The organism is Streptomyces sp. NBC_00536 (assembly GCF_036346295.1).
Classification (GTDB): domain Bacteria; phylum Actinomycetota; class Actinomycetes; order Streptomycetales; family Streptomycetaceae; genus Streptomyces.
Genome location: NZ_CP107819.1, coordinates 6383344 through 6402924, shown reverse-complemented (window position 1 = coordinate 6402924; position 19581 = coordinate 6383344). Strand labels below are relative to the sequence as shown.

Annotated in this window: 14 protein-coding genes; 10 read left to right on the top strand and 4 right to left on the bottom strand. The window is 68.6% G+C overall.

Annotated features, from left to right (window positions below; all coding sequences use genetic code 11):
• Positions 1–6 precede the first annotated feature (6 nt).
• The 4 genes from OHS33_RS27845 to OHS33_RS27830 all read left to right on the top strand — a co-directional run bounded on the left by OHS33_RS27845 (position 7) and on the right by OHS33_RS27830 (position 3327).
• Entirely contained in the window at positions 7–1614 is a 1608-nt protein-coding gene (locus OHS33_RS27845; RefSeq protein WP_330333146.1) for an alpha/beta hydrolase, read from the top strand.
• 27 nt (positions 1615–1641) lie between these two features.
• The gene (locus OHS33_RS27840; RefSeq protein WP_330333145.1) at positions 1642–2538 is read left to right on the top strand and encodes a DUF4436 family protein; all 897 of its coding nucleotides are present in this window, start codon (positions 1642–1644) and stop codon (positions 2536–2538) included.
• A 133-nt stretch (positions 2539–2671) separates the two neighbouring features.
• Entirely contained in the window at positions 2672–2842 is a 171-nt protein-coding gene (locus OHS33_RS27835) for a hypothetical protein (RefSeq protein ID WP_330333144.1), read from the top strand.
• Complete coding sequence (locus OHS33_RS27830; protein WP_330333143.1) at positions 2842–3327, top strand: nucleotidyl transferase AbiEii/AbiGii toxin family protein; 486 nt, start codon at positions 2842–2844, stop codon at positions 3325–3327. Before OHS33_RS27835 ends, OHS33_RS27830 begins: the two co-directional genes overlap by 1 nt.
• A gap of 62 nt (positions 3328–3389) precedes the next feature.
• Here the strand turns inward: OHS33_RS27830 and OHS33_RS27825 are convergent, their stop codons facing one another.
• Positions 3390–4448 carry a beta family protein gene (locus OHS33_RS27825; RefSeq protein WP_330333142.1) on the bottom strand — a complete coding sequence of 353 codons (1059 nt, stop codon included), beginning with the start codon at positions 4446–4448 and terminating at the stop codon, positions 3390–3392.
• 339 nt (positions 4449–4787) lie between these two features.
• Here OHS33_RS27825 and OHS33_RS27820 point away from each other — a divergent pair, with 339 nt between their 5' ends.
• Complete coding sequence (locus tag OHS33_RS27820) at positions 4788–6650, top strand: DUF2075 domain-containing protein (RefSeq protein ID WP_330333141.1); 1863 nt, start codon at positions 4788–4790, stop codon at positions 6648–6650.
• Positions 6651–6846: 196 nt separating this feature from the next.
• Positions 6847–6975: a DUF6408 family protein gene (locus OHS33_RS27815; protein ID WP_330333140.1), complete on the top strand. Its 129-nt coding sequence runs from the start codon at positions 6847–6849 to the stop codon at positions 6973–6975.
• Positions 6976–7036: 61 nt separating this feature from the next.
• Here OHS33_RS27815 and OHS33_RS27810 read toward each other — a convergent pair whose 3' ends face one another.
• A complete protein-coding gene (locus tag OHS33_RS27810; protein ID WP_330335234.1) occupies positions 7037–9145 on the bottom strand; it encodes a DUF2075 domain-containing protein in 2109 nt (702 codons plus the stop codon).
• Between the two features lie 326 nt (positions 9146–9471).
• Between OHS33_RS27810 and pglW the strand changes: the two genes are divergently transcribed.
• Both pglW and pglX read left to right on the top strand, forming a co-directional pair.
• Entirely contained in the window at positions 9472–14115 is a 4644-nt protein-coding gene (pglW, locus tag OHS33_RS27805) for a BREX system serine/threonine kinase PglW (RefSeq protein WP_330333139.1), read from the top strand.
• On the top strand, positions 14112–17744 hold the full coding sequence (gene pglX / locus OHS33_RS27800) for a BREX-2 system adenine-specific DNA-methyltransferase PglX (RefSeq protein WP_330333138.1): 3633 nt from the start codon (positions 14112–14114) through the stop codon (positions 17742–17744). Before pglW ends, pglX begins: the two co-directional genes overlap by 4 nt.
• A 72-nt stretch (positions 17745–17816) precedes the next feature.
• On the opposite strand, the gene OHS33_RS27795 is transcribed toward pglX, so the two are convergent.
• Entirely contained in the window at positions 17817–18026 is a 210-nt protein-coding gene (locus OHS33_RS27795; protein WP_330333137.1) for a DUF397 domain-containing protein, read from the bottom strand.
• The gene (locus OHS33_RS27790; protein WP_330333136.1) at positions 18008–18850 is read right to left on the bottom strand and encodes a helix-turn-helix domain-containing protein; all 843 of its coding nucleotides are present in this window, start codon (positions 18848–18850) and stop codon (positions 18008–18010) included. Before OHS33_RS27790 ends, OHS33_RS27795 begins: the two co-directional genes overlap by 19 nt.
• A gap of 189 nt (positions 18851–19039) precedes the next feature.
• Between OHS33_RS27790 and OHS33_RS27785 the strand changes: the two genes are divergently transcribed.
• Together OHS33_RS27785 and OHS33_RS27780 are read left to right on the top strand one after the other, a co-directional pair.
• Entirely contained in the window at positions 19040–19270 is a 231-nt protein-coding gene (locus tag OHS33_RS27785) for a hypothetical protein (protein WP_330333135.1), read from the top strand.
• Complete coding sequence (locus tag OHS33_RS27780) at positions 19267–19506, top strand: hypothetical protein (RefSeq protein ID WP_330333134.1); 240 nt, start codon at positions 19267–19269, stop codon at positions 19504–19506. Before OHS33_RS27785 ends, OHS33_RS27780 begins: the two co-directional genes overlap by 4 nt.
• Positions 19507–19581 lie beyond the last annotated feature (75 nt).

The following is a 19581-nucleotide window of genomic DNA, read 5'->3' as shown; positions in this document are numbered from 1 at the left end:
GGACAGATGACTCTCCACCAAGCGCCCCGTCGGCGGCGGCGTGCCGCACGACGGCTCCTGGCCACCTCGGCCGGCATGGCGACCGGCCTCCTCGTCACCGGACTGCTCACCGCTCCCGCCCGAGCGCAGTCCGGTACGGACGCGAGCCCCGGAGCGCCGATCGGCACGGTCGCCCGGACGGTGGGCGACGCCACCTTCACACCGGGCACCTGCCCGAGGACGGCTGATCCCATCGCGGAGCTGAACGGGGCCCGCTGCGGCACGCTCGCCGTGCCCGAGAACCGCGCCAAGACGAGCAGTAGAACGATCGAACTCGGTGTCGCGATCGTGCCCGCCGTGGCCGCCACACCGAAACCCGACCCCATCGTGTGGCTCGCGGGCGGACCCGGAGACGACGCCGTGGGCGAGGCGAAGATGGCGATCGACGGCGGCCTGAACCACGACCGCGACGTGATCTTCATGTCCCAGCGCGGTACGTACTCGGCCGACCCCGCGCTCCTGTGCCCCAACATCGACGAGTTCAACGGACGGGTGGTCGGCCTCGTCTACGACGCCCCGTCCACCGAACGCCTCCACGTCGACGCCACGAAGGCCTGCCGGGACAAGCTGGCGGGCCTCGGGGCCGACCTCGGCGCCTACAACGACACCCAGAGCGCCGCCGACTACGCCGACCTGCGCACCGCACTCGGCATCAAGCAGTGGAACCTGTACGGCATCTCCTACGGCACCCACCTGGCTCTGGTTTCCATGCGCCTGCACCCCGAGGGCCTGCGCTCGGTGGGCATCGACGGCATCCTGCCGCCGTCCAAGTCCGGCTCGGCCGACACGTGGAGCAGCTTCCGGCAGGGCGTCGACGGCCTGTTCAAAGCCTGCGCGGACCAGCCGGCCTGCAACGAGCGCTACCCGAACCTGCGCGCCACCTTCGAGAGACTCGTCCGCGACCTCGAAGCCAAGCCGGTCACCACCACCGTAACGGTCCCCGGCGGCGACAAGCCGGTGAAGGTCGTGATCGACGGCGGGACCCTGGTGAACTGGCTGACCTCCGCCACCCACACCGCCGAGGCCGTACCCCTCTCCCTCGACGAACTGGCGCACGGCAAGCCGCAACGCATCGCCCGGCAGTGGGCGGGCTGGAGGACCAACCCCAAGGGCATCGGCGTGGTCTCGCACGGACTCTCGTACGGCGTCTTCTGCAGCGAGTGGACACCGTACGAAAGCAAGGACGCTGCGCTCCAGGGCGTACAGAAGGAGTTCCCGTCCTTCCCGCGCTCGGTGCAGGCCCAGGCCCCGCTGCTCACCTTCCTCCACCCCGACTGCGACGCCTGGAGCGTCCCCCCGGCCGAGCGCTCGATCCGGTCCGTCACGACCAGCGACATCCCCACCCTCGCCCTGTCGGGTGCGTTCGACGCCCAGACCGGAGCGGACAACGGGCCGTACGTGGCCCGCACGCTGAGCAAGGCCACGGTCGTCACGATCCCCTACGAGCCGCACGTGGTCTTCGCCACGTCGAAGTGCGCCCAGGAGATCGCCGTGTCGTTCTTCGAGACCCCGGACGCGCCCAGGACCCAGTGCCTGAAGACCCTTGAGGCACCCGTGTTCGAGACCGCGCCCTGAATCCGCTCGTGCCCCGTCGGAGTCACCATGGCCCCAACCTGGGAACCACGTCGCACACGCCGCTCCGGGGCCGCGCTGCTACCGGTCCTGCTTCCCCTCGCGATCCTGATCGTGGTGGCGGTGGCCGTGGGCTCGTGGCTGCAGTTCACCGAGCGGCAGACGCTCGACACGGTCCACACGGTCGGATCCCAAGCCGCCGACCGGGTGGACGTGGAGGCCACGGTCCAAAACGTCGACGCCAAGACCAGAGAGCTGGTGCTACGGGTCCGGGTCACCCCGCGCGGGACCCTCGGCGAGGAGGACGGGACCTCCCCGGTGGCCGATCTCAGCCTCCAGACCTCAGCGCAGACCCTCGGCGACCTGGAGTTCAAGGCGCATGAGCGGCTCCCGATCAGGGACGTACAGGTCGCGATCACGGACGGATCGATCAGCGACTACCCGTTCGACACCTACAGGACCGACATCGAGTTCTCGGCACGGCTGGACGGCAAGCAGGTGCCGGTGCGGATGCTGTTCTCCAACAACGACACCCTCTTCTCGACCTCCGCGACACCCACCCCGTCCGAGCCGGAGGCCGCAGGCGCGGGGCTGGGACTGGAGCTGGCCCGATCAGGCAGCCTGCTGGTCTTCGCGATCTTCATGATGCTCGTGATGTGGGCGCTGGCGGCATCCGTGCTCATCGGGGCCTGGTATCTGATCACCCGCCGCGAGGGACTCGTCTGGGCCGCCCTCGCCTGGATGGCCGCCACCCTGTTCGCCCTCTCGGCGTTCCGCAACAACGCCCCCGGCACACCCCCGATCGGCTGCGTGCTGGACTGGTTCGCCTTCCTGTGGGCCGAGACCCTCATCGCCCTCTGCCTGATCGCCGTGGTCGTCACCGGCGTCCGCACCGCCCTCCAACACGACGACACCCATCTCACCTGAGGGTTGGGGTGCCCACCCCTTTCGCGGGGAGTTCCGACCCGCGCGCCAGACGTAGGCGTCGGCCTTGTTCCGAGGGCACCCGCTACGGCGCGGTGAAACAGCCCCGCTCCGCCGCTCCCGCCAGGCCCCCGGGGTGCACGAGCGGGTCATCCCTGAGGCACAGACGTCCGAAGACCTGCACGCCCACCTCAGCGTCGACGCGCTGCGCAGCCACTGGCATGCCCTGTTCCTGCCCGGCCCGGCGAGGGCTGCCGGGGAGAGCCGCTTCCCCGAGCTCGCCGACACCTCGGCGGCGGCCGCGTAGTGGAGGATCTGCACCACCGGCTGATCCGTATCGGCCTGGACGCGCTCGCCGAGGACTTCGGCTACCGGCTGGCTGGCGGATACGCCGTCCAGGCCCATCGACTCGTCAGTCGGGTCAGCGACGACGTCGACCTGTTCACCCCGATCGGGCGGGCCGAGGGCGAACTGCCGCAGGCGATCGCCCGCCTCGTCGAGGCATACCGGGCGGCCGGGTACGTGGTCCAGGTCACCCAGCAGGCGCAGGTGTACGCCCGTCTGCACGTCGCCGACCCCGCCTCCGGTGCCCAGTCCAAGGTCGAACTGGTTGGCGACCTTCTGCACCATCCGCCCGTCGAGTCGGACCTCGGCCCGGTCCTCCACCTCGACGAGTACGTGTCGGCCCTCCCCGGCCGGGCGCACGGCCCAGCCGGGGAGACGACTCTTTGCGCTGACGTCACATCAGCCAACACTGACACCCCATCAAGTGCACATCATGCACACTGGTAAACCTGCAGGTCAGGCACCCTTCACGACCGGCTCCAGGATCGCCACGCACTCCACGTGGTGGGTCATCGGGATGAGGTACTGGTCAGATATCGAACGGCGTACGTCATGTGCTGAACGTTGCCCACCCATAGCCAGGTGCCGAAATTGCCCGTTCCACCACGGCCCAGGGCTTGCGCGCAGTCGCTCAGCCAGCCTTCGCCGCTGCTGAATGCCGGCCCACGGAAACCCGGATGTGCGAGGAACTCGCGGGCTGTCGCACGATTGTGCGCGGTCTTGCCATCGCCCGTAGCCAGCATCCTTCCCAGTACGAAGGCTCCGTCGAGTGTGTACCGCAGAAAGCCCCAGGAGGGGCCCCCACCGCCGGAACCCGGCGGACGGCTGATGGCAGTAGGCGACTGCACCCCGTAGTCGCCGTAGGTGAGCAGTCCGCGGTAAGCACGGCCACTATCGCCTATCTCGTGCCACACCTGCCGGTCCGCACGAGGGAATTCACGCAGCCCCTGATCCAGCATGTCGGTGGTGACCTCGGGGAAGCCGCCGTTGAGGACAGCGACGGTCCGCCAGGGCGCCAGCGGGACGAGAGCATCCAGGGCTCGCAGCGCCTCCTTGCCCGCGTCGGGCCTGCCCTCCTTGACGGCACCCAAGTCAAGGAGGAGGTCCACCCGGACCAAGGGGTCGGCCCGTTCAAGCAGATGGCGCACATCATCGACGGTACGTCCGTCCCACTCCCCCGGAACGCACACTCGTATACCCAGCCCGTCGCCGGCCCTCCGGGCAGCCTCCATTGCCACGGCCTGCAACGCCTCGGGCCTGCCCGGCCCGGTTACAGGGCGCAGCAACCCGAAGGCGCTGGCTTCCGGTATCAACTTGGTAAGGACAGATACGTCCTCCGCGCCCGCGAAGGGGGCGTCCAGCCAGGCTGGACTGTATCGATGGGCCTTGGACACCGTGGCCACATCCCGGCGGACCTTCGCGGCCAACTCGGCCGGCGGGAGACCAGGGCGTGGTGGCAGGTTCCAGACCGGTGCCAATGCGCTCTGAACGTCCGGGCGGAGCCGGGAGTAGGCGGCGGCCGCATGCGGCCGGGTCGGCAGGACGGGAACGTACAGCAGTCCGGACATGGCGGTTCCCCCTTCGGCACTGCCCGTGCCCTACCCCATGGGTCATCAGGGTGGGCAGTCGTGCCGGGCCAGGAAAGAGCGCCGTTTCGGCCACGTCTGCGAGTCGCGGCAGAACTTCCGGCTCCGGTTGGTCCGCCTCCACGATTCGTCTGCGACCGCTGAAGCCCCCTGAGGTCCCCCGAACTGGGTCAGGCGATCGCCCTGCCGCATGATCCACGCACTGCCATAAGATGACGAAGACCATCTCAGCGGCCCGCCGGGCTTCCGTTCCACTGCCGTGGGACCGAAGGACATGCCCCCACCCGCACGAGTTACTCCGTGCTGCCTGGGGGCGATTTCTTGCTGTTCCGTGAGTCTGCGGCGTCCTTGGCCAACCCCACCCGTCTCGAGGGACGGCTGACGGAAATCCTGACCGAGAACTTCCTCCACAGGCACGGTTACCAGCCCCGTTCCTCGGAAGTCCGGTCATGGGAGCACAGCATTCCGGCCCTCACGAATGCCCTGGTCGAAGCTGGGCTCGGTGAGGTCGAAATACTGCTGGAGTACGGGCTGCCCCTGACCAGCAAGCGCGCGGACGCGGTACTGGCCGGCGTACATCCGGCCTCGGGCGAGCCGTCGTACGTCGTCGTGGAGCTCAAGCAATGGAGCGAGGCTCACCCCGAGGAAGACGATCCGCTGCGGTGCCGCGTCCCCTCCTACCGGGATCCCGTCCTCAACCCGATCGAGCAGGTGCGGGGCTACTGCGACTACCTGGTGTCGTTCAACGGGGCGCTCGAGCGGAACCCCGAGTCCGTCACCGGAGTGGCCTTCCTGCACAACGCGACCGAGTTCGGGGTCGCGGGACTGCGCGAGGTCGAGGAGGACAACCGGGGCCGGATGTTCACCGGCGACCAGCGCGGCGCCTTTCTGGACTACCTGCGCTCGAGGCTGGCCCCCAAGCCGGGTGCCGCTGCAGCAGACGACCTCCTGCAGGCCAGGGTGAAGCCGTCCAGGCAGTTGATGGCCGTGGCCGCCGACGAGGTCCGCGACCGGGAGCAGTTCGTGCTGCTGGACGAGCAGCGACTCGCCTACGAGACGGTGATGGCAGCGGTCCGCAAGGCCCGGCGGTCCAAGCGCAAGCAGGTGGTCGTCGTGACCGGCGGGCCCGGATCCGGCAAGAGCGTGATCGCCCTGTCCGTGCTCGGCGATCTGTACCGGCGCGGTGTACCCGCCCTCCACGCCACCGGGTCGCAGTCGTTCACCAAGACGATGCGCAAGGTCGCGGGCGCACGCAAGCCCGAGGTCCAGCGCCTGTTCCGCTACTTCAACAGCTTCATGGACGCCGAGCCGAACGACATCGACGTACTCGTCTGCGACGAGGCCCACCGGCTCCGCAAGACCTCCGCCAACCGATACACCGCGGCCGCCCTGCGTACCGGGCGCCCACAGGTGGCCGAGCTGATCGATGCGGCCCGGGTTCCGGTGTTCCTGCTCGACCAGCACCAGGTGGTGCGTCCGGGCGAGATGGGTACGGTCGAACAGATCCGGCAGGCTGCGGACGAGCAGGAAGTGGACTTCACCCTGGTGGAACTGGACAGCCAGTTCCGGTGCGGAGGCAGCGACGCTTACCTGCGCTGGGTGACCGGTCTCCTCGCCCTGGAGGACGACGGGCCGATCGAGTGGAAACCGGACGGCAAGGTGCAGCTGTCGACGGTCGACGGTCCACGGGAGTTGGAGGACTTTCTCGACGACAAGCGCGCTCAGGGCTACGGCGCCCGGCTGTCCGCCGGCTACTGCTGGAGGTGGACCACGAAGATCACTCCGGCGATGACGACGCTGCCCGCCGACGTGGTGATCGGCGACTGGTCGAAGCCGTGGAACCTGTTCGGGGACCGATCCTTCCTGGGCGCACCCCCGGCCCCGCTCTGGGCCACCGACCCGGCGGGCTTCGGCCAAGTCGGTTGCGTGTACACGGCGCAGGGTTTCGAGTACGACTGGTCGGGCGTGATCATGGGGCCCGACCTGGTCTGGCGGACCGACCGATGGGTGGTCGACCGTACGGCTTCGAAGGACCCATCCTTCGCCAAGGCGACGCCGGACGAAGACGTCGACCGTCTCATCCGCAACACGTACAAGGTCCTGTTGACCCGCGGCATGATCGGAACGGTCGTCTACTCAACGGATCCCGAGACGCGCGAGAAGCTCCGCTCGCTAATTTCCTGAGTCAGGGAACCGATCGACCGATATCATGATCCCGCTGCGCACCTTCCCGGAGGGTACGAGGCTGCGGTTCATGCACGAGGCCGAACAGGCTGTGAGTGACGAATGGTTGTGCCCGTCGTGTGGTGACACACGACGTGAGCGTGGCTGCCCGCAGGGCGCCCCCTGCCATTCAGTTCTCACAACCTGGAGTGGCCGTATGACCTCCGTCGAGTACAAGCCTGCGCGTCGTGAACGGATTCGCGAGATCCTGACCGACATCGCTGTCGGAGTCGTCTCCAGTCTTCTGGTGACGGCCTTGACCACGGTGGCAGACCTGCTCTTCTGACGCAGGTAGGTGGCGGGCCCGGCGAGCCCGCCACTCCACTGCCCGGTGCCGATTCTCCGCATCAGAAGAGTCGCGGGTCGGGAGGGCCCTTCCGCCGCTTGCGATTGCGCCTCCCCTTGGCTTTCGGCAGGTGGGGTGGGCGGGCCTCCTTCGAGAGGTTCCCGTAAGTGGGCCGTAGCCCGTGGATCTCCACCTTCCCTGCCCATGCCTTCAGGTAGGCACGCGTCTCCTCGTCCGTGGAGTACAGGACCGTCGCGCGGCTCGCCCGGGTCAGCAGCACCTGGTAGGCCTGGCGGACGAGCCGCGCGAAGTCGTCGTCGTCCACGCCGGAGGCGCTGACCTTCGGGTCGAACGAACCGGGCCGTTCGACACGCTTGATGTCCGACTCCGGGCCTTCTTTGCGCTCCTTGCCCCGGCGGAACACCCACTTGTTACCACGGCGCACCATGTCCTCGCCCATGATCACACCGCACCAGTCCCATTCCAGGCCCTGCGCCGTGTAGACGCAGCCGATCTGGCCAAGGCCTTTGGGATGGACGGACCAGATGTCCGAAGGCGGCACCCCGTCCGCGCAGTAGGTTTCGCTCTTCGCGTTCCACGGCCGGTGCCAGTCACCGATCCGGACATCGGCTTCCAGGTGCTTCTCGGCACCCACCGGCTCCGTCCAGGGCCAGCAGTAGCCGGCGACCATGCGCGCGGACGCGCCGGCCCGGGCCTCCGTCAGGATGATCCGTTCGAGCTCCTCCGGGGTGTCCACGACCTCAATGTGCATCAGCCCGTCCGGCCGCCAGGGCTCCGGCTTCTCGTCCGTCGCACGGAGTACGGTGCGTACCCACCGGATGTAGGCGTCACTGCCACCGCACCGGAACTGCTCGCGCAGGCCGTACTCGAGAAACTCGGCACCGCGACGCTCGGCCGCGTCCTTGATCAGCGCGACGGTGCCGACTTCCTTGGGGCGCACGGACTGCCCCTCGTCCAGGAAGAACACCGTCAGCCGGGACGCGTCGAGGAGCTCGTCCACCTGCGGCCCCTTCCCGTATTTCTCCCGCTCCTGCTCCGTCCAGAACCGATTCGTCGAACGGTCACGCAGGCGGTGCGCCTCATCGCAGATCAGAACGTCCAGCGGAGGGACCGGGGTCTCGACGAATTTGCTGAAGTAGACGAACGTCTCCTTGAACTCCTTGTCGCCATAACCGACGTGCTCCTGAATGGCCGCGTTGAAGGCCCGGCTTCCGCTGGCGTACTTCACGGTCCGGCCCTGCGCCTCGAGCTGCGCCTTGATCTGCAGGCCGATGGCGCTCTTGCCCGTACCGGCGCCACCTGTCACCACGAAGATCACGCGCCTCTCGTCGGGAACCAGAGCGGGCTCGTAGGGGTCGGGAAGGACCTTGGACGCAGCGTCCAGGATCTGTTCAGCAACGGCCCTCTGCCGTCCGCGCAGGGTGAAGACGGTGTCGTCGCCTCGGGACCAGTTCATGGCATCCAGCAGCGGAGTGTTGCGCAGCCCCATGGTCCGCAGCATGGTCTCCGCTTCCGAGGCCCCTCCCTCGGCGGCAAAGTTCGCCCGGAGGTCGTCGAGGAACTGGGCGCGCCGGTCGGCCGTGTAGACCCGGGCGTACGCACCCGTCGGTGCATCCACACCGATCAACGGACGTACGGAGTCGTCCGTGGCGTTGTGGAGATAGGTGAAGCCCCCGCACTCGAAGGCGGCGTTCCCGAAGGGACCCTTGCTGCTCGTGAACGCCTCGTAGCACTCGCGCAACTGCAGCGCAGGGTGCTTCTTGTCGCCGAAGTCCGGCACGTGCACCAGTTCCGCAGTGGCCCGTTCGATCCTGGTCACCGTCGACCAGCGCTTCAATTCGACGAGCTGCACGGACGGCCGGTGTTCGTGCGGATGCCGCCCGACCAGGACGACGTCGACGAGCAGGGGATCCGGACCGTCCGCCTCGGCGAGCGAGGCGGCGCACTCGACCACCATCTCCACGTTCCCACGGCCGGCGGCGACCAGGTCGTTCGCCAGGCTGATCAGGCTCTCCGCCCATGCGGATCGCTCCGTGACCGAGGCGTCCGAGCCCCGGAAGTGCCGCCAGCGCGCAGCGAGGTGCGGCACCATGTGGCGCCGCGAATGCAGAGTGAGCAGGTCCTGCGCCGAAAGCTTCAGCAGGAGCATGGACACGGGTGGTTCCCCCAGGGCACGAGTAGCTCGTGCGGGTGGGGGCATGTCCTCGCCTGGCAAGGAAGTCCGTCGGGCCGCAATCGGTATCGGTGATCTTAGGGAAAGGCTTCGCCTCCCGGGAAACACGGCAGTGGCCCTTGGCCAGAACCTGGGCAACGCGGCCGGATCACACCCGTCCCGCAAGCAGGAGCAACCCTGCCCGCTTCGTCACAGCTGCCCCTGATGTCACCACTCACCGTTAGGATCTCCGAAGAGCATTTACCGCCGGATGGCCGAGCCGGACAGCTCTTCAGCAGGAAGCTACGAAGCGGGGGCGGCACATGCGGGAAGGCCGGTGGACCACGGTCACCGAGTCCGAGTACGACCACGAGCACCGCGGTCTGGAGTCCATCCGCGAGAAGCTGCCGGACTCCGATCCGTGGCGGGCCTGGTCGAACTTCACCTTCACCGCGAACACGGGTCACGTCCGCGAGATCGACCTCCTCGTCATCGCCCCCGGCGGGGTCTGCATGATCGAGCTGAAGAACTGGCACGGCTCTCTGACCAGTGAGAACGGCACCTGGGTCCAGACCACGCCCAACGGCCGCCGGGTCCCGCACGGCAATCCGCTGCACCTGGTCAACAAGAAGGCGAAGGAGCTCGCCGGCCTGCTGGGCCAGAACGGCAAGCGCGTCTGGGTCGCGGAAGCCGTCTGCTTCACCGCCGACGATCTGCGCGTGCGGCTCCCCGCCCACGACGAGAACGGCGTCTACACCGTCACCGACCTGGTCGCGATGCTGAACCAGCCGCCGCGCGACGAGCGCCGGCGGATCACTGCCATCGACTCCCGCGAGATCAAGACCGCACTGGAACGCGTCGGCGTCCGCCCCAGCAACGCCAAGTACAAGGTCGGCCCGTACGAGCTGGACCGGAAGTCCTTCGACTCCGGCCCCACCTGGGCCGACTACCTGGCCCGCCACAGCGAGCTGCCCGAGCTGGCCCGCGTACGCATCTACCTGCGCGAGCGCGGCTCCGACGCCACGATCCGGCAGTCCGTGGAGAGCGCGGCGCGGCGGGAGGCCGCCGTACTGCGCCGCTTCCGCCACCCGGGTGCCGTCCAGCTCAAGCAGTACGACCCGTCCGGGCACGCCTCGGGCCCCGCCCTGATCTTCGACTACCACCCGCAGACCCTGCGCCTGGACGAGTACCTCCTCCAGTACGGGGAGAAGCTCGACATCCTCAGCCGCATGGCCCTCATACGACAGCTGGCCGAGACGATGCGCTCCGCGCACTCTAGCCGCATCCACCACCGGGCGCTGGCCGCCCGCTCCGTGCACGTCATGCCGCGCAACCGGGGCCGCGAGGGACAGGCCGTCGGTGAGGACGCGGCCTGGCTCTCCCCCCACCTGCAGATCTCCGACTGGCAGATCGCCACGCAGCGCAGCGGCACCGGCGGCGCCGGGCAGGGCATGACCCGGTTCGCTCCGACCGCCCTGTCCGCGATGCACCTGGCCGAGGGCTCCGACCCGTACCTCGCCCCCGAGCTGACCGCCCTCAACGCCGACCCGGTGTACCTCGACGTCTACGGCCTCGGCGTCCTCACCTACCTCCTCGTGACGGGCAAGGCCCCGGCCGCGAGCCAGGCGGAACTGCTGACGCGGCTGGAGGCCGGCGAGGGCCTGCGCCCCAGCTCCCTCGTGGACGGCCTCTCCGAGGACATCGACGAGCTGGTGCAGGCGGCCACTGCCTACCGGCCGGAGCAACGCCTCTCCACCGTCGACGAGTTCCTGGAGATGCTGGAGTTCGTCGAGGACGCCCTCACGACCCCGGCCGCGCCTCCCGCGCCGGAGGCGCCCGAGAAGGACCCCCTCGAAGCCGTCGCCGGCGACGTGCTGGGCGGCCGCTGGCAGGTCCGGCGCCGCCTGGGCACCGGCTCGACCAGCCGCGCCTTCCTCGTACGCGACCTGGAGGCCGAGGCGCGCAAGACGCGCCCGCTGGCCGTCCTGAAGGTGGCGCTCTCCGACAACCGGGGCGAGATCCTCGTCCACGAGGCCGAGATCATGGGCCGGCTGCGCGCCGACTCCCGCGTCATCCGGCTCGTGGAACCGGAGCCGATCAAGATCGCCGACCGTACCGTCCTGGTTCTCGAGTACGTGGGTGACGAGCGCGACGAGTCCGGCGAAGGCGCCGAGTCCGGGGCCACCCGTACCCGCCGCCGCGAGGAGACTGTCGCCCGCCAGCTGCGCGAGAGCGGCCGGCTCCAGATCGACCAGCTGGAGGCCTACGGCGACTATCTGTTCGGCGCCGTCGACTTCCTGGAGGGCGAGAGCGTCTGGCACCGCGACATCAAGCCGGACAACATCGCCATCCGCATCCGCCCGAACCGCACCCGCGAGCTCGTCCTCATCGACTTCTCCCTGGCCGGATACCCGGCGAAGGACTACGAAGCCGGTACGGAGGGCTACCTCGACCCCTTCATCGGCACCCTCACCCGCACCGCCTACGACTCCCACGCCGAGCGGTACGCGGTCGCCGTCACCCTGCACCAGATGGCCTCGGGCGAGCTCCCCAAGTGGGGCGACGGCTCCCTTCCGCCCCGGATGACGGACCAGGAGACCCACCCGCACCCCACCATCGCGAAGGACGCCTTCGAGCCCGCGGTGCGGGACGCACTGGTCGCCTTCTTCGAGAAGTCTCTGGCCCGGGACGCCGCCCGGCGCTTCCCCGAGCTGAAGCCGATGCGGGACGCCTGGAAGAAGATCTTCCTGGATGCCTCGCAGACCGTGCCGTCCAGCCACCGCTCCCGCCACCCGGAAGCAGCCGAGGGCCCTGCGGGCGGCAATGCCCAGCCCGTCATCGCGGACGCCGAACCGCTTACGGCCGAGCAGCAGCGCGAGCAGCGGGCGGCGGAGGTGACCCGCGACACCCACCTCTCGGCGGCTGGCCTCACCCCGGCCGCCGAGGCGTTCCTCTACGGCCTGCACGTCACCACGGTCGGCGAACTCCTCGACTACAGCCGCCGCAAGCTCCTCAACCAGCCCGGCCTGGGCGCGAAGACCCGCAGCGAAGTACAACGCCGCCAGCGCGAGTGGGGCGACCGGCTGCGCGAGACCCCGATCTCGCCGCTCACCCCGAGGGGCCGGGCCGAGGCCAAGGAAGAACTGGCCCAGCTGTCCGCCACCGAGTCCGCGCTGCTGAGCACTCTGGCCACCGGCGACGACGCGGGCGGCCTCACCGGCTCCGCCCTGCGCGCGATCAGCCTGGACACGTTGGCCACGATCTTCGTCCCGGAGCTCAACAACAACCGCTCGAACCACAACAAGGTCGAGACGGTGCGCCTGCTCCTGCGCCTCCCCAATGCCCAGGGCGACCTCCCGGACATCGGAGTCTGGCCCAAGCAGAAGGACGTGGCGGACGCACTCGGTCTCTCAGCCGGCCGGATCCCGCAACTCCTCAAGGAGGAGCGCAAGCGCTGGAAGAAGCACCCGGCGGTGCGGGCGCTGCGCGCCGAGATCCTGGATCTCCTCTCCGACCTGGGCCGGGTCGCCTCCGCCGCCGAGATCGCCGACGCGCTCGCCGTGCGCCGGGGTACGCAGCTGTCCGAACGCGAGCAGCGGCGTGCGCTGGCGCTCGCCGCCGTACGGGCCGTGGTGGAGGTCGAGCAACTGGAGCCGGAGGAAGCCGAGTTCCAGCACCAGCCGAACCGCAAGGCCACGGAGGAGGCACTGGGCGCGGGCCTGCTCGCCCTGGACGTCCGCGAGGACGACTCCCCCGACACCCCGACGGCACCCGGGCTGCTCGACTACGCCACCCGCCTGGGCCGCACGGCGGACCGCCTGGCCAAGCTCGAAACCCTGCCGACGGCGACGACGGTGCTGAGCGAGCTCGGTTCCCTCACCCCGCCGCCGGGCTCGGTGGAATGGGACGAACGCCGCCTGGTGGAACTGGCGGCGGCCGCCTCCCTCAACGCGGCGGCGACCCCGCGCCTGGAGGTCTACCCGCGCGACCTGTCCCTGGTACGCGCCCTGCGGCTGACCCAGGCCGGTCTGGTCCGCCTCATCCCGGGCGTACCGGAGGCGCGCCAGCCGGGCGTGACGGGCGAGGACGTCCACGAGCGAGTCCGGGCCCGCTTCCCGGAACTGGTCCTCCCGGATCCCCGAGGCGGCTTCTCCCACGACCTCCCGACGGCCGGCCCGCTGACCAAGGCCCTGCGGGACGCCGGCTTCGACCTGACGGAGTCCACACGCGCGGACACCAAAACCCTGCGCTACCTCCCGACCCGGATGGACAGCGCGTCCAGCTACCTGACCACCGGTGCGTGGCGGCAGGCCACGGATGTGGGGGCGGTGACCCCCTACGCGGACGACGCCGTGGTGGCGGGCGCCGCCCGCGCGAGGGAACGCCTGGCAGCGTCGGCTCGCCGTGACGGCTACCGCGTCCTTACGGTGCACCACCACCGCCCGGAGGAAGCGGTACGCGCGCTGGGTGCTGACCCCATCGGCGCCCAGGCCGTCTCGGTGACGGCGCTCTTCCTGGAGGCGATGCACGCGCTGGCCCCGGAGGGGTCGAAGCCGACGTGGGAGACCCTGCTGAAGGCGGACGTGGCGGAGGCGGGCTCGCGGGGCGCGGTGAAGTTCGCGGAGTACGCACGGACGGCGTGGGGTGCGGTGGAGCCTCAGGTACGCAACCTGCTGGACCGCGCCACCGGCACCGGCCCGGTCCTCCTGACGGAGGCCGCGGTCTTCGCCCGCTACGACGCGATGGGCGTCCTGGACCGGCTGGCGGAGGCCGCACGCCAGGGCGGCCGCGGCCTGTGGCTGCTGGTCCCGCAGGGCGACCCTTCGCGGGAGCCGAAGCTCAGCCAGGTCGCGGTGGCGTACCAGGCAGGCCTGGGCGAATGGATCGAACTTCCGGACTCGTGGGTCAAGGACGCGAATCCGAGCAAGGCAGCAGTGATGGACGGAACCGAGGGAGACACCAAGTGATCGACCGCAAGGCCCTGTTGAACGACCTGAAGCAGCAGGTCAAGGCGGTCGAGACGGACCTCGGCAAGCAGGTGAAGGCTGTTGCCGAGGTAGGCACCCGCCTGCGTACCGAGTACGACCAGGCCCGCAAGCTGGGCCGCACGGCGGCGACGTGGAACTCCTGGCTGGACGACCGGGTCACGCAGGTCGCGGTGGCCTGGGTCCTGGGCACGGTCTTCGTCCGCTTCTGCGAGGACAACGAGCTCATCCCGGAGCCGTACTTGACGGCCCCGGACCCGGATCGTCGTGACCTGGCGCTGGCCCGGTACGAGGAGTACGTGGCGAGTGACGCCGACCCGACGTTCCGCGGCTGGCTGGAGCGCGCGTTCGCGGACTTGGGGGCCGGCCAGGCGGGCAAGTTGCTGTTCGACCGCAAGCACAACCCGCTGTTCCAGATCCCGTTGTCCCACGACGGCGCACGGGAACTGATCGCGTTCTGGCGCGAGCGCGATGAAGCGGGCATGCTGGTCCACGACTTCACCGACAAGCTGAACGAGGACGGCACTGAGGGCTGGGACACCCGCTTCCTCGGCGACCTGTACCAGGACCTCAGCGAGGCGGCCCGCAAGACGTACGCGCTGCTCCAGACCCCTGAGTTCGTGGAGGAGTTCATCCTCGACCGGACGATGGACCCGGCGGTCCGCGAGTTCGGCTACGAGGGCCTGAAGATGATCGACCCGACGTGCGGATCGGGCCACTTCGTGCTCGGCGCGTTTCGTCGCCTGGTGCGCGTGTGGGGCGATGCCCAGCCTGGCAGAGACATTCATGAGCGCGTGCGCGCTGCCCTGAATTCGGTGCACGGCGTCGACCTGAACCCGTTCGCGGTAGCCATTGCGCGATTCCGGTTGCTGGTCGCGGCGATGGCTGCGAGCGGGGTCCGGACGATGACGAAGGCCGCGATGTACGAGTGGCCAGTGCACGTGGCGGTCGGGGACTCGCTAATTAAACGCCGACACCAGCAGGGCAGCCTGTTCGAAGGTTCAGAGGCCGAAGGCACAGACGAGCTGGCCGAGTTTCAGTATGTGACGGAAGACGTGCACGAGCACCCTGAGATCCTCCGCCAGGGGCGATACCACGTGGTGGTCGGTAACCCGCCGTACATCACAGTGAAGGACAAGAAGCTCAACGATCTGTACCGGCGGCTGTACGACGCCTGCGCCGGCAAGTACGGCCTGTCAGTGCCGTTCGCACAGCGCTTCTTCGAGCTAGCCAAGGCGGGGGATCCCGAGAGCGGGCGCGGATACGGCATGGTCGGCCAGATCACGGCGAACTCATTCATGAAAAGGGAGTTCGGTGCAAGACTGATCGAGACGTTCTTCGGCCACGAGGTGGAGCTGACGGAGGTCATCGACACGTCAGGTGCGTACATTCCAGGGCACGGGACCCCTACGGTCATCCTGGCGGGCAGGCGGCGCGGGGGGAGCCACCGATCCGCAACGATTCGCACGGTGCGAAGTGTCCAGGGGGAGCCCGCCGCGCCTCATCGCGGCGAAGAGGGAAAGGTTTGGAGGGCAATTGTCGATCAAATCGACCAACCGGGCACCGTTAGCCAATGGGTCTCGGTTGATGATCTGAAGCGTGAGCGCTACTTCGGAAAGCAGCCTTGGGTACTGTCAGATGGCGGCCTGGAGATGCTTGAGAAGATCACCGAAGTCAAGCAGGCGGTCTTGAAACAGGACGTTTCGCGCATTGGGTTCTACGGAATCATGGGCGCTGACGACGCGATGACAGCCGTCTCCCGCACATTCCGCAGGTTCCAGGCGGAGGAAGCATACGTCAGGCGGCTCGTTGCGGGCGACGAGGTGCGAGACTTCGCGTTCCTGGATGGGGACAACGCCTTCCACCCGTACGACGTTAAGCGCAATCTGCAACAGCTCAGCTCGTTCGCTCGACTGAACCGCTGGCTCTGGCACTCTCGTACGGAACTAGGAAACAGGGCCACCTTCTCCGGAGGAACCTACTTCAGTGACGTTCGCCCCTGGTGGCAGTGGCATCAGCTCCCCAAGGATCCCAAGACACATGCTTGGACGATAACGTTCGCGGAAGTAGCAACACACAACCATTTCGTGTTGGATCGCGACAGAAAAGTCTTCAAGCAGACTGCACCGGTGATCAAACTGGCTGAGGATGCCAGCGATGAGCAGCACATTCAACTCATTGGCCTGCTCAACAGTTCTACAGCGGCGCTATGGCTCAAGATGCGGTGCCACAATAAGGGGAGCACCGTCGACGCCAAGGGGGCACGTCAGTCGACGGTTCCGTTCGAAGATTTCTACCAGTTCAATGGCACCAATGTGGCCGATTTCCCGCTGCCTGCCAAGTACCCGAGCCTCCTGGCCACGGCACTAGATAGCCTCGCCCAACAGCTCGCTGCGGCAAGCCCCTCCAGCCTGGCCGACGGGGCCATCCTTAGCACTCCCAAACTCCGGGTGGACCGCGACACGTGGCACTCCACCCGCGCCCGCATGATTGCCCTTCAGGAGGAGCTGGACTGGCAGGTCTACTCGCTCTACAAGCTCAACCCCGAAGACCTGCGCGCCTCTGAGGACCCCGACTCGGCCGACATCCCCAACCTCGCCCTGGGTGAGCGCGCTTTCGAGATCGTACTCGCACGGCGGGTAGCAGCCGGCGAGGCCAGCGATGAGTGGTTCAAGCGGCACGGGTCCACGCAGATCACCGAGATCCCCGAACGCTGGCCTGCCGCTTACCGGGAGGTCGTCCAGAAGCGGATCGACGCCATCGAGTCGAGCCGCGCCATCGGCATGGTCGAGCGGCCGGAGTACAAGCGGCGCTGGGCCACCGAAGGGTGGGACGCGCTTCAAGACAAGGCGCTTCGGTCCTGGCTGCTTGACCGTATCGAGAACCGGGACCACTGGTTCGACGAGAACGGGATGCCCGCCCTCGTCACGCTCTCCCGGCTCACCGACGCGCTCTCCCGCGACGAGGACTTCGTCTCCGTCGCCAAGATTTACGCGCCCCGCAAGGAACTGCCCGCCGTCGTCGCCGAGCTGATGACCGACGAGCACGTGCCGTTCCTCCCCGCCCTGCGCTACAAGCCCTCCGGGCTGAAGAAGCGTGAGGACTGGGAGCACGTCTGGGACCTCCAGCGGCAGGAGGACGCCGCACCGGACGAGCCGGCCAAGCGGAAGATCCGGGACGGCATCCCCGTACCGCCGAAGTACACCTCGGCGGACTTCCTGCGCGCCTCCTACTGGAAGGCACGCGGCAAGCTCGACGTGCCCAAGGAGCGGTTCATCTCGTACGGGCAGACCAACGCCCCCACGCCCGACCTCTACGGCTGGGCCGGTTGGGACCACCAGGAGCAGGCGTACGCCCTCGACGCGTACATCGCTTCCCACGAGGCGCTGACCTCCGAGGAGCTGACGCCGTTCCTCGCCGGGCTGCTGGAACTCCAGCCCTGGCTCGAGCAGTGGCACGACGAGTTCGACGCGAACTTCGGCGCCTCACCGGCCGCGTTCTTCCGGGGCGACCGGCAGATGGTGCAGGGCGAGCACGGCCTGACCGACGACGACCTGCGCACCTGGCGCCCGGCCGCCACCACCCGAGGCCGCCGCACGACCAAGAAGTAGAGCCAACGACCACATCCAGACGGCCTCCGAGAACCCAAGGGTTCTCGGAGGCCGTCTGGATGTGGTCGTTCCTCAGCTAGGCAGTTGGAAGTCCTTGACGGCGGTGACGAAGGCCGACCAACCGCCTGCCGGAAACACGAGCACCGGACCGTGCAGGTCTTTGCTGTCCCGCACGGGGACGATGGCGGCGAAGCCGTCGGCGACCTCGACGCATTGGCCGCCGTCCTGGTTGCTGTAGCTGCTCTTGCGCCACGTCGCGGCGGTCAGGTCGATGGATCGCACGGCACTTCCTCCAACATGCGCAGGATGAACTTCCGCGACTCGGCCGGGGAAAGCGCCAGGTCACGTGTCGCATCGTACGCACGTTGCAAGCGCTCCACCGTCGCGTTCTCCTCGATGAGCTCGCCCCGGTAGCCGTTCTCTGTGTAAGCCACGGTACGCCCGTCAGGCAGACGGAGGAACATGACATCGGTGGTCGAAAGTCCGTGCAACCCGGCTTTCTCCGGCAGCACTTGAATCGTCAGGGTCGGCGCCTCCGCCAGCTGAGCCAAGTGCTCCAACTGCTCCCGCCACTCCCCCGCGTCCTGCAGCGCCGTTCTGAGCACGGCATCGGAAAGGATGGTCCGGAATGGTGGCGCCCCCTCCCCTTCCAGCAGGCCCCTCCGTCCCATCCGCGCTTCTACCTGCTGCGTCAGCTCTGCTCCGCTGAATCCACCAGAAGCCAGCAACTCCCTTGCGTACCCAGGCGTCTGAAGCAACCCCGGCAACACACTCACCGCGAAGTGCCACAGGCTCACCGCCTCGGCCTCCAGCGTCATGTACCGCCGATACCGCTCCCTGAACTGCGTCTTGTCCCCGCGCGCCAGCTCCCACAGCACCAACAGCATCCCCGACGTCCCGTAGTGCTGGTCCAGCGCCTGGACCACCTCCGGACCGCCCAGGGTCTCGCCCTTCTCCATCTTCCCGAACAGCGACCAGTCCCACCCCAGCCGCTCCCCCAGCTGCCGCAGGCTCGCCCCGCTGCCCGTCCGCAGCTGCCGCAACTCCTGCGCGAACCGCTGCCGCGGCTCCTGGCTCCGGCCCGTAACGACCCGCCGTGGCGGCATCGCGGCTCCCTTCCCTGATCTCCGTGGAAGGTGTGGAACTACCGCTCCGGGCCGGGGAACCACACCCCCGCCCACGGTGTCGCCGGCCTCCTGCGGATGCATGCTCGTAGTGCCCGGGCTACGCACCGTAATCCACCCCGCGCCCTCAGGTCCGGGAATCCAGAGCACAGCCAGCCGAAGGAGTCCGCCATGCCCACCTCCCGCCCCACCACCCCCAACCAGCTCAAGGTCAAGGAGGCCATGGACGCCCGCGACGCCCTCGCCACCGCCCTCCACCGGGCCGGCATCCAACTGCCCGCCATGGATGTCCGTACCCCCTGGGCCGACGAGGCCCGTTACGCCCTCGTGCACCTCGGCCTCTGCTCCGCGCCCGTGGCCCACGCCCTCGCGGAAGTGATCACGAAGGGCGCCTCCACGTGACGGACGCCCCAGTCCCTGTCCCTGCCATCGGCGACACCGTCCGGGACACCCACCACAACCGACTCGGCATCGTCACCGACCGCCTCGGCCCCCACCTCCGGCTCCGCCCCCTCGCCGGCGGCCTGGAGTGGGACGCGGAACCGGAAGACACCGAGCCGGTCAGCTCCCTGGAAGCCCTCCGGGCCCGCCTCGCGGAGGTGAACGCCCGCAGCCGCGCGCCCCGTCCGAACGGCTGAGCGGGCCACCCGCCCCGCGCCCCGTCGTTGTCAGTGCCCGCTGCCATCCTGATCCGCGGGGGATTTCCGCCCATC